Raw genomic sequence first — 14,446 nt, 5'->3', positions numbered from 1 at the left:
ACACACTAGTGGGCAAAGCCCCCACCGTCGTGTGTGCACGTGCGCAATTTCTAGCCGTGAAGTTCCTGGTAGGCCTTCCTCGCGCCCGGGTGCAGGGGCTGGCCTCCGGTGCTGACCAAGGTTTCGGGGGTCAAGAACTGGATGCCGGCGCTGGATTCTGGCACCAGCTGATCAGCGTGGGCGACCAGGAGCTTGACGACGGCTCCGGCCAGCTCCTCGGGCATGTCCGCGCGCGCCATCAAGAGGTTGCCAACCCCGATCGTCTCCACGGACTTGATTCCGCGGTAGGTTCCCTCCGGGATGACTACCCGATCGTAGAGATCCGGGTACCGCTCGCGCAGCTGCGGCAGCACCGCTGAAACATCGAGCAGGCCCAAGTCCATGGTTGAAGCGAGCCGGCTCAGCGAAGCAACCGGCAGGCCGCCGAAAAGGAATAGCGCGTCAATGCTTCCCTTGCCCAGCGCCTCCAGCCCTGCCACGTACCCGTACTGCAGCTCCTTGGGCGCGATCCCGCGATTCTTCAGCTCCGCTGCACGCAATATGCGCTGGCCGGTCACCCACGTACCTGACCCTGGCGCACCGGTGCCGATGGTGCGTCCTGCCAGATCCTGCAGCGAGCTAATCCCGGCTGCTGTGCGGATGATGCAATGGAAATAGTTCTGGTAGACGCGGCCCAGGGCCATCGGCTGCGCCTGTGGAGCGCTGTCCTTCCGGTACTGGTCCACCGTATCGGCCAGGGCAAGAGCCAGCCCGGCCTTATTTTCTGCGAGCATCGCCAGATTCTGGGCGCTGGCCTGGGTATTGAGGGCTGCTGAATGCTCGGCGACGCCGTGGTCCACCAAGGCGTTGGAGAGCAAGGAGGCAAATTGGAAGTACATGCCCCCGTCTTCACCGGAGGCGATATCCAATCGATGCGCAATGGGCAACGAGCTGCAGGAACTCAGCGCTGGCAGTCCGGCGGCGACTGGGGCTGCCAGGAGATATCGAAGCAAGTTCCGCCGGGACGGCATGGGCTCAGGATTCATCGGGCACCTCGGGCTTGCTGCCATGCAGGGGCAGGCTGATCGTTGCTTTGAGCCCTTCGCCCGGAGCCGATTCAAGCGTGAGCTCACCGGCATTCGCGCGCGCCAAGCGATCCACGATAGCCAGTCCCAAACCTGTTCCCGGACTGTGCCGCACACGTTCTGCACGCCAGAACCGCTCGCCTGCATTCGCGAGTTCAGCAGCGTTCATGCCGGCTCCGTGATCCTGTATTTGGATGCTGACAGTTCCCGGGTTGAGCCGCAGGCCCAGGACGATCTTGCTGCCAGGGGCGTACTTGAAGGCGTTTTCCAGGAGTTCCGCGAGCATCTGCTGCAAATCGAATCCGTTGCACCACACCATGGCGGTCTGCCCCGAGGTGGCGCTGCCATCGAGCACCAGCTGGTTTCCCCGTTGCCGGGCAACCTCGGATTGGCGTTCGACTTCCTCGGCGAGCATCTGCCCGACGTCGACTTGTTGGCCGTGCATGGCTGTCTCGGGCAAGGACTCCCCCGCATTTTGCTCGGCTAGCCGATGCTCGGCGCTGGCCAAGCGCATGACGCCGTCCAGCAGGGTTTCCACCCGATGCAGTTCGTTTTCCACCGCGTGCACTCCGACGGGATCCGCTTGGTCGCCCATGCGCATCTTCAAAAGATCCACGCGCAACCGCAAGGCGGCAACGGGGTTCCGGAGCTGATGGGATGTTTCAGCAATGAGCTCCTGCTGCTGCTTCAGGCTCTCGGCCATAGTTCGGGCCATGCTGCCCAGCGACCGCGATAGCCGGCGCAGTTCCGGTGGGCCTTGCTCTTCGAGGAGAACTGGTGCCTGATGCCGCGCAATGTCATTGACGGCATCATTGAGCCGGTGCACCGGACGGAGCACCCAGAAGGTCAGGCGGTCGGCCAAGAGCAGGAGTCCAGCGCCAATGGAAATGACAACAAGCCACAGCAGGCTGGACTTTTCCAGCACCTTGGCGCGTGCAGTTTCCAAGTTCACTTGCATCGTGACAGAGCCGAGCACTTGAGCAGAATTGCCGAACGGCTGCGAGAGCAAGGCGGTGGCATCCGAGAGAGGATCGATCGGCGGGATCTGGACCAGTCCCAGATTCAGCTCTGAATTGCGCACGGTGCCAGCGACCTCGGGATCCGCAGGATCGATACTGCCCGAGACCAATTGCCGCTGGCCCAGATTGATCAGCAGCCCTTCGCCATAGAGGTCGCTATAGGTGTCCATCTCCAGCTGGAGCAGCGACATGTCATTTGCCAGATCAGCATGGGTGGCAAGCTGGACAAAGCGGTTCAATGCCGACAACCGGTTCAACTGGACTTCAGCGGTGGCATCACGGCTGACGCTCTGCAACAGCATCGCGCTGACGATGGCGACGATTGCAAGCAGCAGCGTGCCCAGGATGCCCAGTACGCGCAGCCTCACGGGTTTGGCGTCTCTAGCCGGTAACCAACTCCGCGAACGTTCACGATCATCCCGGGTGCAGCAAGCTTGGAACGCAAACCGGTGAGGTGGACATCCAAGGAGCGCGACACCGCCACGAACGCGTCGCCCCACAAGCGATCAAGAATCTGCTCCCGGGTTACCACCGCTCCGTCATGCTGGGCCAGCAATGCCAGCAGCTCGAATTCCTTGGCGGTCAGCTGGAGGTGCCGTCCATTCAGAATTGCTTCGTGCTTCCCGGTGTCCACACGCAATCCGCCGGCGATGAGCACACCGCCGTTGTCATTGGATTGGACCTTGGCGCGGCGGGCCACCGCATCGATGCGGGCCAGAAGGACCGCCAGCCCGATGGGCTTGACCAGGAAATCGTCGGCGCCCTGGCGCAGTCCCCGGACAACGCTCCGCTCGTCATTGCGCGCCGAGAGGATGACCACGGGGACTTCACTGATTTGGCGCAGTTTGCGCAGGACTTCCAGTCCATCCATATCCGGCAGGCCCAGATCCAGCAGGATCATCTGGGCACTGTGGTGCTTCAACAGCGCGTCAGCACCGCGGCTGACATGCTCGGCCTGATGTCCTGCGGCGCTCACGGCATCGATCAGGGCGCGGGCGACGGCGTGGTCGTCTTCGACGATCAACAGCTGCACGGCATCATCCTCGACGTTCAGATCCGGGCTCGGCGCCCATGGGTAACTGATCAATTCTAGCAATTCGGAACACGCCGTGTTCTCCACGTCACTGCATTCCTAAGAAAGTGTTAGTACTTGACTGAGAGTTTGCCAGTAAGAAAGATCACTACCAAGATTGAATACGATCTCACACCCCCGTGGTCCGCGTCACTGCCGATGCGACTCCGCGGCGGCATCGCACTGTGGCAAAAGGAAAATCAAATGAGCGAAAACATCCAGGCGCAACGCGCCGACCTAGACGGTGGCGGCCCACCGCGCTGGAAAGTCATTGGCCCGGGACTGGTCGTTGCGGCGACCGGCGTTGGCGCAGCCGACATGGTTGCCACACTAGTAGCAGGCAGCCAGTACGGCTATGCGCTGCTCTGGGCAGTGATTGTCGGCGTAATCCTGAAGATTGTTCTGGTTGAAGGCGCCGGCCGCTACACCCTGGCAACTGGCAAAACCATTTTCGAGGGTTGGAAGACCCTGGGCAAGTGGACCACCTGGTACTTCGGTCCCTACATCATCATCTGGGGCTTCGTTTACGGCGCTACAGCGATGAGTTCCGCTGCATTGCCGCTGGCCGCCTTGATGCCGGCAGTGGATCTGAAGATCTGGGCAGTGCTCATGGGCCTGCTGGGCTTCGCGATGGTCTGGTTCGGAAAGTACAGCTTCTTCGAGAAGATCACCGCTGTACTGGTGGGCATCATGTTCGTGACCGTGGTGGGCTTGGCTTTCATCGCTGTGCCAAACATTCCGGAAATGCTCAAGGGCTTGATCCCGATGATTCCGGAAGGCGGCGTGGTCTACACCCTGGCGTTGGCTGGCGGCGTCGGCGGTACCATCACCTTGGCCGCTTACGGCTACTGGCTGCGCGAGAAAGGCTGGTACACCCCTAAGTGGATGCGGGTCATGCGCATCGACAACTCCATGGCTTACGTCATGACCGGCGTCTTCGTGCTGGCCATGCTGATCGTGGGCGCGGAAGTTGTTCGCGCCGCCGGCGTGACCATCTCCGGTGGCGACAAGGGCCTGCTGGAACTGGGCGACGTGCTGAAAGCCGAATATGGCGATGTCGTAGGCAACGGCTTCCTCATTGGCTTCTGGGCCGCGTCCTTCTCGTCGATCATCGGCGTATGGAATGGCGTTTCGCTGATGTTCGCCGACTTCTGGGGCCATATGCGCAAGAAGCCGGCAAACCACCCGGATACGTTGACCGGTGGCAAGTACTTCAAGTTCTATGTGCTGTGGCTGACCTTCCCGCCAATGGTGCTCTTCTTGCTGGACAAGCCAATTGCCCTGATCCTGGCCTACGGCGTCCTCGGTGCGCTGTTCATGCCATTCCTGGCGGTCACCCTCCTGGGCCTGCTCAATGGCAAGCGCATCCCCAAGGAATGGGCCAACCGCTGGCACACCAACACCGCGTTGGCGATTACCGCAGTACTGTTCATCATCTTGGGTGTACAGCAGCTGTACAAGTCCCTGGCTCCGCTCTGGAGCTGATGGCCTTTCACTAGGTCCAGAAGTCATGGCGGCATGCATTGAATTGCATGCCGCCATGGCTTTCGCGTTTAGGCTGGAGGTTATGAGCATCAAGCGGATTGGAATCCTCGGAGCGGGACGAGCCGGTACAGCCCTCGCCCGCGCAGCAGCATCGGCCAGAATCGACGTACGCATCGCAGGTTCCAGGCCTCCACGGATGATGAAGTACCACCTGGCACAGTACGCATCGCATGCCACCGCCGTACTGGCCGAAGACATTGCCGAGGATGCCGATTTGGTGGTGCTCATGGTGCCCCAAGAGGAACTCGACGACATTGATGTCCCATCCCTGGCTGGCATCTTGCTGGTGGATGCGACCAATCGCTGGGAAGACGAGCCGCTTCCCGACTGGCTGGAAACATCACTTGACGCTGGCTTGTCCAGCTCCGAAGGCATTGCAACCCATTTCAAGAGCTCTCGCGTGGTCAAAGCCCTCAATCACATCAGCCATTGGGACATGGACGCGGATCGGGCAACCAAGCAATCCGCGCAACGCGCCTTGGGCGTCGCCTCGGATAACAAGCAGGATGCCCAGACGGTTTCGGAACTAACCGTCGCCCTGGGTTTCTCTCCGGTCCTCCTGCCCAACTTGGCCGCGGGCCGCGGCTTGGAACCCGGTGGCGCGATCTTCAACGAAGTTCTCGATGCGGCAACGCTGTCCGCCAGGCTCGGCCCATCTTCGCAGTAGAACCGCTAAACCCGCGTTTCACTAGGCAGATCGCATCATATTCCTGTGACGCTCGACACTGATTTTCTGATTTTTTACCTTAAACCTCTACTCAATCCCGGTTTTCCCGCGGAATTCCGGGGTTTTCACCCTCCAGTTGCGGGGAGTTTCCCGATTGGAAATCCCCTGCTGGGGGTGGTAAAGTTTTACTTCGTTGCCAGCGATAACAACGCGAACAACAGACAACCTGCGCGGGTGGCGGAATAGGTAGACGCGCTAGCTTGAGGTGCTAGTCCTCGCAAGAGGGTAGGGGTTCAAGTCCCCTTTCGCGCACAGGTAGAATCCCCGGTTGACTTCGGTCAACCGGGGATTTCTTTATTTAATCCGAACGGATCCCAGCCCTCGATTGAGGATGCGGCGCATGCCTCCGCCGCGCTTGCACGTGCGCTGCCGTAAAGTGCTTATATGACTGACTCTTCCCCGGGCAACATCCCCGCCCAGCAGGGGCTCATGCCAACTGATGATGGCCACCAGCTGTACTGGGAAGAGTTCGGCAGTCCCGAGGGAATCCCGGCACTGCACCTGCACGGTGGACCAGGAGGAACACTCGGCGCGAGCGGCTACCGGAACCGCTGGGATCTGTCCCGTACTCGCCTCATTGGTTTTGAACAGCGCGGTTGCGGACGTTCTCTCCCCTCGGCAGCCGCTGCGGATACGGACATGGGAGAATTCACTACCCAGCGGCTGATAGCCGATATCGAAACGCTGCGTGTCGGGCTGGGTATCGAGAAATGGATTATCAATGGCGTGTCCTGGGGCTCGACCTTGGCTCTCGCCTACGCACAGGCCCATCCCGAACGCGTCGTCGGCATGGTGCTTTTCGCCGTCACGACAACGAGCCGTGAAGAAGTCCAATGGATCACCGAAACTGTTGGAGCGCTTTTCCCGGAAGCATGGGACCGCTTCTCGCGATTCGCCAGCAGCCACATTCCGGCCTACGCGGCGGGTGAACTGCGACTGGTCGAGGCCTACGCGCAACTGCTCGGCTCCACCGATCTGGAACTTCGCGATGCGGCGTCCCGCGAATGGGCGCTGTGGGAGGATACCCACATTTCCCTCGGATCGGAGAAGGTAATCCGCGATCCGCGCTGGCACGACCGCCGCTTCCGGCATTCGATGTCACGGCTGACCACTCATTTCTGGGCCCATAATGGTTTCTGCAAGCCGCCGATCATCGAGAATATGGCTGGGATCCGGAACCTGCCGGCCGTTTTGATCCACGGACGAGCCGATGTTTCCGGACCGTCAATGACGGCATGGAAACTTCACCAGCTCTGGCCAGCTTCCTCACTGGTTATCTGCGAGACCGATGGCCACGGCGGAGCAGAAATGGTCGATCACTGGACGTCGGCGAACGCGAACATGCTGGACCTGGCTTCTTGATAGCATCAGAGGCGGAGTTTTGAACGAAAAATTCCGTCACTAGCACAGCACTACTGGAGTACTGAACATGCGCATAGCCATGCTTTCCCTGCATACCTCACCGATGCAGCAGCCGGGCTCCGGCGATGCAGGTGGCATGAACGTGTACATCCAGAACCTTTCCTATGCGCTGGGCGCCCTGGGCCACGAAGTCCACATGCTCACGCGCACCGCCAACGAATCCGAGTCGCTCCAGGTCAGCGAGGGCGTATGGATGCATCAGGTGCAGATCGCTGCCCATCGGAACCTTGCCAAGGAACAGCTCCCGGCGATCATCGACGAGGCCGCGGAGGAAATCGCAACGCACTTGCACGGAGTGAAGTTCGATGTCGTCCACGGGCACTATTGGCTCTCCGGAATGGTGGGGCTGCAACTGGCGCAGCGCTGGTCCGCTCCCTTGCTGGTCTCGATGCACACCTCGGCTGCGGCCAAGGAACACGAATCAGGTCTCCCCGAGCCGGGGAAGCGAAAGGAAGCAGAGAAGCAGCTGCTCGCCGACTGCGCGCGCATCATCGCGAACACGCCCGTCGAAGCGAAACAGCTGCAGCGCTTCTACGGCGTGGACTCGAACAAGCTCGACATCGTCCTGCCGGGCGTCAACCACCGCATCTTCCACCCGGATCAGGACAAGCTGCGCCGGCCTCTGGGCGACGATGACTTGCACCTGGTCTACGCCGGGCGCATGCAACCGCTGAAGGGAGCCCATCTTCTGCTCGAAGCCATGGGCATCGCGCGTCGCGAGGATCCAGCCCTGCGCATTACCGCATCGCTGTTCGGCGCGCTGTCCGGGGCAACGCACTACGACCTGCCAGCGCAAGTCCAACGCCACCGCTTGGAGGACGTCGTCCGGTTCTTCGATCCGCTCTCCCCCGAGAAGCTGGCGCTCGTCTTCGCCAATGCCGACGTCGTTGCGGTACCGTCGCTCTCCGAGACTTTCGGGTTGGTGGCGGCCGAAGCGCAGGCCTGCGGCACGCCGGTGTTGGCCAATGCGGTGGGAGGGTTGGCCTACGCCGTCAATGACGGCGAATCCGGTTGGCTCATGACCGAGCCTGATGCCCAGCTTTGGGCCGCTAAGCTGCTTGAACTGGCCAGGGATCCTGAACAGATTACCGCTGCCGGACATGGGGCGCTGGAACATTCGGCCCTCTTCACCTGGGAACGCGCGGCCGTGGCCACCCTGGCCAGCTACCGTGTCGCCCAGTCCGAGCGCCAAGTACGTTGAACGCAATAGTGCCTTGGCCTTCATTGGAAATCCATTGAAGACCAAGGCACTAGCGGTGGAGCCTAGCTCCGCACCAGATCCAGCTCGAAGTGGGGCTTGGACTTGCGTGCATTCCACGCGTGGACCTTGTACCCATCGGCTTGCGGCTGGAAGGCCAGGTCAACCGATGCCGGAAGCACTACCGGGGTCTTGAACTCGATGCTCCAGTGGTACGTTCCGTTGGCTGGTTCGATCCCCGCCAATGCCCGGGCTGCCAGGTAGATGCCATGGGCAATAGCCGCTGGCATGCCCAACGCCTTGGCGCTGAGCGCGGACAGGTGAATCGGGTTGTAGTCGCCGGCTACTGCGGCCCAACAACGTCCCGTTCCCTGATCCAGTTTCCAGCTCGCGGTACGCTGCGGTGCGGCAAAGGCCGGATGCGCGCTCTTCTCCAGTGTGCGGCCCTCGAGCCGCACCCCCTTGGCCAAGAACGTGCTGCGCAGCAGCACCCGGTCCTGCCCGTCCACCACGAGGCGCATCACCAAGTCGGAGGTGGCCCCATGGGGATGGGCCGAAAGGTTCTCGCTGTGCACCTCGATATCGAATGCTTCGTGCTCCCCCAGCGGCTGGTCCACGTCGACCTGGTTGGACAGGTGAATCATGCCCAGCAGCGGCAAGGGGAAATCATCTTGCACCATCAAGGACATAGCCAGCGGGAAAGCCAGCGAGTGCAGGTAGAGGCTGGGCAGCACGCCGTTCATCGGCGCGCCTACGGCCTGGCGGAACTCGGCGAGTTTCACCGGATCGGCCTTGGCGCCCTGGAAGACCAGGACGGTTTCGGGCAGCACCGGATTCTTCGGCTTCCGTTTCAGGGTCTTCACGGCCTTGGCATAGACCGCGGCCATCGAGGGAATCCCTGTGACGATCTGGGCACCCATCTAGGCACCTACCAGCGATTGGCCGCAGACCCGCAGCACCTGGCCGTTCAACCCGGCTGCGGCATCCGACCCGAGGAAGCTAATCGCCTCGGCAACGTCTACCGGCAGACCGCCTTGCATCAGCGAAGGCAGAACCATGCGGGCAACGGTGCGGGTACCCAGCGGGATCTTCGCGGTCATCTCGGTCTCGATGAACCCGGGAGCCACAGCGGCGATGGAGCCGCCATTTTCTGCAAACAGCTTGGCGCTGGCGTGCACCATGCCGATCACCCCGCCCTTGGAGGCTGCATAGTTGGTCTGGCCGCGGTTGCCGGCAATGCCGGAGGTGGAAGCCAGCGAAACGATGCGCAAACCGGGCAGCTTGGCTGCCAGGAAGGCTTCATTCATGCGCAGCTGCGAAGCGATGTTCACGGCAATCACCGAGTCCCAGCGGCCGGCATCCATATTGGCCAGCAGCTTGTCCCGGGTGATACCGGCATTGTGGATCACCAGATCCAGCGAGCCATGGCGGCCGATCGCATGATCCATGATCTGCTGGGCGGCATCCTGGGCGGTGACATCCAACTGCAAGGCGGTAGCACCGATGGAGTTGGCGACCTTGGCTAGCGATTCGCCGGCAGCAGGCATATCTACCACAACCACCTGCGCGCCGTCGCGGGACAGCGTCTTGGCGATGGCCGCGCCGATGCCGCGAGCGGCACCGGTCACCACCGCGACCTTGCCGGCCAGCGGCTTGGCGAAGTCGGCAGGCAGCACGCCATCATTGGTGCGCACAGAAAGGAACTGGCCGTCCACGTAGGCGCTGCGGCCGGAGAAGAAGAAGCGCAGCGCGGCCAGCGCACTAGGGCTGGCAACGCTGGTGCCTTCGGCAAGCACGATGCCGTTGGCGGTGGCTCCCCCGCGCATTTCGCGGCCCATCGAGCGCACGATGCCGTCGATCCCCTGGCGCACGGCGGAAAGCTCCGGCGCATCGTCATCGCTGGCGAGACGGGAGAAGGCCACCACGCGGCCACCTGGCAGCAGCTTGCGCAACGCCTGGCCGGCCGCCAGCATCAGCGGCGACAGCTCGGTGGGGTGCTCGATTTCATCGAGCAGCAGCACCAGCCCGCCGAGCTTGGCATCGCCGGCGTCGTGCCGGCGCACATCCAGCCCCCAGGCGACCAGGGTGTCGCTCAGGTCCTGGGCCTTGGACGAGGCACCGAGCACCAGCACCGGGCCGGGCAGCAGTGGCGCATCGGGGCTGTAGCGGCGCAAGCGCGGAGGACGCGGCAAGCCCAGCAGGGTGGCCAGCTTCTTGGTGATCCCGGAATTAACCAGTTCCATGTACTTGTCCGCCATTAGCTGCGAGCCTCCAGAATTGCGACGACGCCCTGGCCACCTGCGGCGCAGACCGAAATCAGCGCGCGGCCCGAGCCCTTTTCATGCAGCATTTTCGCGGTGCTGGCAATGATGCGCCCGCCGGTGGCAGCGAAGGGGTGCCCTGCGGCCAGCGAGGAGCCGTTCACGTTCAGCTTCGACCGGTCGATGGCGCCCAGCGGGGCATCCAGCCCCAGCTTCTCGCGGCAGAATTCCTCGTCCTCCCACGCCTTGAGCGTCGAGAGCACGGTGCCTGCGAAGGCCTCGTGGATCTCGTAGAAATCGAAGTCCTGCAAGGTGAGGTTGTTGCGCTCCAGCATCCGGGCGGTGGCGTAGGCCGGAGCCATCAGCAGGCCCTCGGCACCGTGCACGAAGTCCACTGCTGCCGCTTCGAAGTCCACGAAATTGGCCAGCATTGGCAGGTCGTTGGCTTGCGCGTACTCTTCGCTGCCCAGCAGCACGGCCGAGGCGCCGTCGGTCAGCGGGGTGGAGTTTCCGGCGGTCATGGTCGCCGCATCGCCCAGGTTCTTGCCGAAGGCGGGCTTGAGCTTGCCCAGCTTTTCCATGGTGGAGTCGGCGCGCAGGTTGTTGTCCTTGGACAGGCCGTTGAACGGGGTGACCAGGTCGTTGAAGAAGCCGCGGTCGTAGGCGGCGGCCAGGTTCTGGTGGCTGGCCAGGGCCAGTTCATCCTGGGCCTCGCGGGTGATGCCCCACTTCTTGGTGGTGATTGCCTGGTGGTCGCCCATGGACAGGCCGGTGCGCGGTTCGCCGGTGCCGGGGGCTGCGGGGGCCAGATGGCCTGGGCGCAGCTTGGCCAGCGCGGCGAGCTTGGCCTTGGTGCTGCGGGCGCGGGAAAGCTCCATCAGGATGCCGCGCAGCGCATCCGAGACGGCGATCGGCGCGTCGGAGGTGGTGTCCACGCCGCCGCCGATGGCGGAATCTAGCTGGCCCAGCTTGATCTTGTTGGCCAGCGAGCCGATGGCTTCCATGCCTGTGGCGCAAGCCATCTGCACGTCATAGGCCGGGGTGGCGTGATCCAGCGAGGAGCCGAGCACCGATTCGCGGATCAGGTTGAAGTTCTTGGAATGCTTGAGCACCGCGCCGCCGGCGACGGCGCCGATGCGCTGTCCCTGCAGGCCGAAGCGGGCGACCAGGCCCTCGAGTGCTGCAGTGAACATGTCCTGGTTGGACGCATTGACATAGGCGGTATTGGAACGGGCGAAGGGAATGCGGTTGCCACCGATGATCACGGCGTTGCGCACAGAAGGCTGGCTCATGTTCGTTGAACTCCTACAAATATTCTGGTGTGACAAGTATTACTGTAACCAAGAGTACATGATACTCTGAGTTACGTGAACAAGATCACTGAGGAAATCGACCGCGAGACCGACGGCCGGGCAGCTCGCTGGGAAGCGCATCGCACCGCGCGCCACGAGGAACTGCTCAAATTGGCACGCAAAGCCGTGCACAAGCTCGGTCCCCAGGTCTCCATGGAGGACATTGCCGGACACGCAAAGACCTCCAAGCCGGTGTACTACCGGTACTTCGGCGACAAGGAAGGCCTGCGCCAGGCACTGAGCGCCATGGTCATCAACGACTTCCGCAAACGCGTCATCGCCGCAGGCCAAGCCAAGGAAGATGAAGTCAGCGCGCTGCATGCCATGGTCTCCGCCTACTTGGGGCTGGCCACCAACAGCCCGAACCTCTACTTCTTCGTCACCAGCGCTCCGCGCTCGGCCGAAGATGAAGCAGCCGGGGCGCTGACCACCTTCTTCGAAGAAGCCTCCGCCTTGATCAGTGAACGCCTGCTCAGGCTCTACGACCAGCAAGCCACCACCGCCACCTTGGACCTGTGGCCGCGCGCGGCCCTGGGCATGGTTCGGGCCGCCGGCGAACGCTGGCTGCGCCAACCGGATTCGGAGCAGAAACCGAGCTTGGAATCGCTGGCCGAAGAACTGACCAATTGGCTGGCTTACGGCATCGCTTCCACCAATGCACCAAAGACCCGCTGAATTACCAGCATCCATCCCTGCCTCACCATTGAATGAAAGGTACGTCATGAGCGAGAACCGCATCAACGTCAACGCCCTGTCCGAACAGCTCTTCGGTCCTTATGCCGAAATCCGCAAGGCCTCCCGCGCCCGCGCCGCGGATCCGCAGCTGCAGCGCGACCCGCTGCTGGGCATGGATGAGCACCGCGAACGCGTTCTGGGCCAGCTGGGCATCCTGGTGCAGCAGGAAGCCGTCCAGCGCGCCTTTCCCACTGAATTCGGTGGACAGAATGACCACGGCGGCTCCATCGCCGCCTTCGAGGAACTGGTCGCCGCCGACCCGTCGCTGCAGATCAAGGCCGGTGTGCAGTGGGGCCTGTTCGCCGGGGCGATCCTGCACCTGGGTACCGAAGAGCACCACAAGGCCTGGCTGCCCGGCGCGATGAACCTGGACACCCCCGGCGCCTTCGCCATGACCGAAATCGGCCACGGCTCCGACGTGGCCGCGGTGGGCACCACCGCTACCTACGACGAAGCCACCGATGAGTTCGTCATCCATACTCCGTTCAAGGCCGCCTGGAAGGAATTCCTGGGCAACGCCGCCCTGCACGGTAAGGCCGCCACCGTCTTCGCGCAGCTGATCACCAAGGGCGTGAACCACGGCGTGCACTGCTTCTACGTGCCGATCCGCGATGAAGCAGGCAACTTCCTTGAAGGCATCGGAGGCGAAGATGACGGGCTGAAGGGCGGGCTGAACGGCATCGATAACGGCCGGCTGCACTTCACCAACGTCCGCGTGCCGCGCACCAACCTGCTCAACCGCTACGGCAACGTGGATGAAACCGGCACCTATTCCTCGCCGATTCCCTCCCCGGGACGCCGCTTCTTCACCATGCTCGGCACCCTGGTCCAGGGCCGCGTCTCGCTGGACGGCGCCGCCACCAACGCCTCGAAGATCGCCCTGCAGATCGCGATCACCTACGGCAACCAGCGCCGCCAGTTCAACTCCACCTCGGACACCGAGGAAACCACCTTGCTGGACTACCAGCGCCACCAGCGCCGGCTGCTCACCCGCCTGGCCCGCACCTACGCTGCCTCCTTCGCCCACGATGGGCTGCTGGAGAAGTTCGACGCGGTCTTCTCCGGCCGCGAAGACACCGACACGGACCGCCAGGATTTGGAAACCCTGGCCGCTGCATTGAAGCCGCTGAGCACCTGGGATGCGCTGGACACCTTGCAGGAGGCCCGCGAGGCCTGCGGTGGCGCCGGGTACATCGCCAAGAATCGCTTCACCCAGCTCTACGCTGACCTCGATGTCTACGTGACTTTCGAGGGCGATAACAACGTGCTGCTGCAGCTGGTGGGCAAGCGCCTGCTCACCGACTACGCCGCCGAATTCCGCAAGCTGGACACCGGCGCGATGGCTCTGTACGTGGCCAAGCAGGTGGGCACCACTGCGCTGCACCGTTCGGGCCTGCGCAGCGTCGGCCAGGCTTTCGCCGATATCTCCGATGAGCGCAAGAGCGCCAACTTCTTCAAGGACCCGGAGAACCAGCGTGCCCTGCTCACCGACCGCATCAACACCAAGGTGGCCGAAGTTGCCGGCGCCCTGCGTGCTGCCGGCAAGGACAAGGCCAAGGGCGCCGCGGCATTCAACGAGAACCAGGACCTGCTGATCTCCGCGGCACGCGACCACGGCCAGCTCTTGCGCTGGGAAGCGTTCACCGCCGCGTTGGAGCAGACCGGCGATGCTGCCACCAAGGAGGTGCTGACCTGGCTGCGCGATGTCTTCGCCCTGAGCCTGGTCGAAGACGACCTGGGCTGGTACCTGTCCCACGGCTTGCTCTCCATGCAGCGTGCCCGCACCCTGCCCGGCTACCTCAACCGCCTGCTCGCCCGCCTGCGCCCGCACGCACAGGACCTGGTCGAGGCCTTCGCCTACACCCAGGACCACCTGCGCGCGGACATCTCCTCGGGCGGCGAAGCCGAGCGCCAGGACGAGGCCATGGAGTACTTCCGCAAGCTGCGCGCCAGCGATGACGCGCCGGTCAGCGAAAAGTCGCTGCAGAAAGCCAAGGGCTAACCCGTAGCCACGCCGATGCCCGTATCCCAAAGCATTCTGGGTGCGGGCA

At 62.9% G+C, this 14,446-nt stretch carries 12 protein-coding genes and 1 tRNA gene; 7 read left to right on the top strand and 6 right to left on the bottom strand.

The features are described from left to right. Positions 1-50: 50 nt before the first annotated feature. The 3 genes from ACWICV_RS02525 to ACWICV_RS02515 are packed head-to-tail and all read right to left on the bottom strand — an operon-like array spanning position 51 to position 3,116. A complete protein-coding gene (locus ACWICV_RS02525) occupies positions 51-1,010 on the bottom strand; it encodes a TAXI family TRAP transporter solute-binding subunit (RefSeq protein WP_181148863.1) in 960 nt (319 codons plus the stop codon). A gap of 4 nt (positions 1,011-1,014) precedes the next feature. Next, positions 1,015-2,451 carry an ATP-binding protein gene (locus tag ACWICV_RS02520; RefSeq protein ID WP_454090784.1) on the bottom strand — a complete coding sequence of 479 codons (1,437 nt, stop codon included), beginning with the start codon at positions 2,449-2,451 and terminating at the stop codon, positions 1,015-1,017. Continuing rightward, positions 2,448-3,116 (bottom strand): response regulator transcription factor, encoded by a 669-nt coding sequence (locus ACWICV_RS02515; protein WP_105657866.1) that lies wholly within the window; start codon positions 3,114-3,116, stop codon positions 2,448-2,450. The genes ACWICV_RS02520 and ACWICV_RS02515 overlap by 4 nt, the downstream gene beginning before the upstream one ends. Positions 3,117-3,359: 243 nt before the next feature. Between ACWICV_RS02515 and ACWICV_RS02510 the strand changes: the two genes are divergently transcribed. The 5 genes from ACWICV_RS02510 to ACWICV_RS02490 all read left to right on the top strand — a co-directional run bounded on the left by ACWICV_RS02510 (position 3,360) and on the right by ACWICV_RS02490 (position 8,050). After that, positions 3,360-4,640: an Nramp family divalent metal transporter gene (locus ACWICV_RS02510; RefSeq protein ID WP_105657825.1), complete on the top strand. Its 1,281-nt coding sequence runs from the start codon at positions 3,360-3,362 to the stop codon at positions 4,638-4,640. Between the two features lie 82 nt (positions 4,641-4,722). After that, on the top strand, positions 4,723-5,367 hold the full coding sequence (locus ACWICV_RS02505; RefSeq protein WP_105657865.1) for an NADPH-dependent F420 reductase: 645 nt from the start codon (positions 4,723-4,725) through the stop codon (positions 5,365-5,367). 228 nt (positions 5,368-5,595) lie between these two features. Then, positions 5,596-5,679, top strand: a tRNA-Leu gene (locus tag ACWICV_RS02500). A gap of 132 nt (positions 5,680-5,811) precedes the next feature. Further along, the gene (locus ACWICV_RS02495; protein ID WP_105657824.1) at positions 5,812-6,789 is read left to right on the top strand and encodes an alpha/beta fold hydrolase; all 978 of its coding nucleotides are present in this window, start codon (positions 5,812-5,814) and stop codon (positions 6,787-6,789) included. Between the two features lie 67 nt (positions 6,790-6,856). After that, positions 6,857-8,050, top strand: coding sequence for a glycosyltransferase (locus ACWICV_RS02490; RefSeq protein WP_402473067.1), 1,194 nt, complete (start codon positions 6,857-6,859; stop codon positions 8,048-8,050). A gap of 62 nt (positions 8,051-8,112) precedes the next feature. Here ACWICV_RS02490 and ACWICV_RS02485 read toward each other — a convergent pair whose 3' ends face one another. Genes ACWICV_RS02485 through ACWICV_RS02475 form a run of 3 tightly spaced genes read right to left on the bottom strand, consistent with a single transcriptional unit; the run spans position 8,113 to position 11,600 of the window. Then, positions 8,113-8,967: a MaoC/PaaZ C-terminal domain-containing protein gene (locus ACWICV_RS02485; RefSeq protein WP_454090785.1), complete on the bottom strand. Its 855-nt coding sequence runs from the start codon at positions 8,965-8,967 to the stop codon at positions 8,113-8,115. Further along, the gene (locus ACWICV_RS02480) at positions 8,968-10,305 is read right to left on the bottom strand and encodes a 3-oxoacyl-ACP reductase (protein ID WP_454090786.1); all 1,338 of its coding nucleotides are present in this window, start codon (positions 10,303-10,305) and stop codon (positions 8,968-8,970) included. Then, positions 10,305-11,600: an acetyl-CoA C-acetyltransferase gene (locus ACWICV_RS02475; protein ID WP_105661261.1), complete on the bottom strand. Its 1,296-nt coding sequence runs from the start codon at positions 11,598-11,600 to the stop codon at positions 10,305-10,307. Before ACWICV_RS02475 ends, ACWICV_RS02480 begins: the two co-directional genes overlap by 1 nt. Positions 11,601-11,675: 75 nt before the next feature. Here ACWICV_RS02475 and ACWICV_RS02470 point away from each other — a divergent pair, with 75 nt between their 5' ends. Continuing rightward, positions 11,676-12,335 (top strand): TetR/AcrR family transcriptional regulator, encoded by a 660-nt coding sequence (locus ACWICV_RS02470; protein ID WP_454090787.1) that lies wholly within the window; start codon positions 11,676-11,678, stop codon positions 12,333-12,335. Positions 12,336-12,381: 46 nt separating this feature from the next. Further along, positions 12,382-14,397, top strand: a complete 2,016-nt coding sequence (locus tag ACWICV_RS02465) for an acyl-CoA dehydrogenase family protein (protein ID WP_454090788.1) — start codon at positions 12,382-12,384, stop codon at positions 14,395-14,397. Positions 14,398-14,446 lie beyond the last annotated feature (49 nt).

This window comes from Glutamicibacter sp. NPDC055354, from assembly GCF_053644955.1.
Note: the sequence above shows the minus strand (reverse complement) of the source record. Positions and strands in the feature narration are given on the sequence as shown.

Bases quoted from the DNA above. Each gene is read 5' to 3' on its own strand.
- ACWICV_RS02525 (WP_181148863.1), bottom strand. From the start codon at position 1,010: ATGCCGTCCCGGCGGAACTTGCTTCGATATCTCCTGGCAGCCCCAGTC.
- ACWICV_RS02510 (WP_105657825.1), top strand. From the start codon at position 3,360: ATGAGCGAAAACATCCAGGCGCAACGCGCCGACCTAGACGGTGGCGGC.
- ACWICV_RS02505 (WP_105657865.1), top strand. From the start codon at position 4,723: ATGAGCATCAAGCGGATTGGAATCCTCGGAGCGGGACGAGCCGGTACA.
- ACWICV_RS02495 (WP_105657824.1), top strand. From the start codon at position 5,812: ATGACTGACTCTTCCCCGGGCAACATCCCCGCCCAGCAGGGGCTCATG.
- ACWICV_RS02490 (WP_402473067.1), top strand. From the start codon at position 6,857: ATGCGCATAGCCATGCTTTCCCTGCATACCTCACCGATGCAGCAGCCG.
- ACWICV_RS02485 (WP_454090785.1), bottom strand. From the start codon at position 8,967: ATGGGTGCCCAGATCGTCACAGGGATTCCCTCGATGGCCGCGGTCTAT.
- ACWICV_RS02480 (WP_454090786.1), bottom strand. From the start codon at position 10,305: ATGGCGGACAAGTACATGGAACTGGTTAATTCCGGGATCACCAAGAAG.
- ACWICV_RS02475 (WP_105661261.1), bottom strand. From the start codon at position 11,600: ATGAGCCAGCCTTCTGTGCGCAACGCCGTGATCATCGGTGGCAACCGC.
- ACWICV_RS02465 (WP_454090788.1), top strand. From the start codon at position 12,382: ATGAGCGAGAACCGCATCAACGTCAACGCCCTGTCCGAACAGCTCTTC.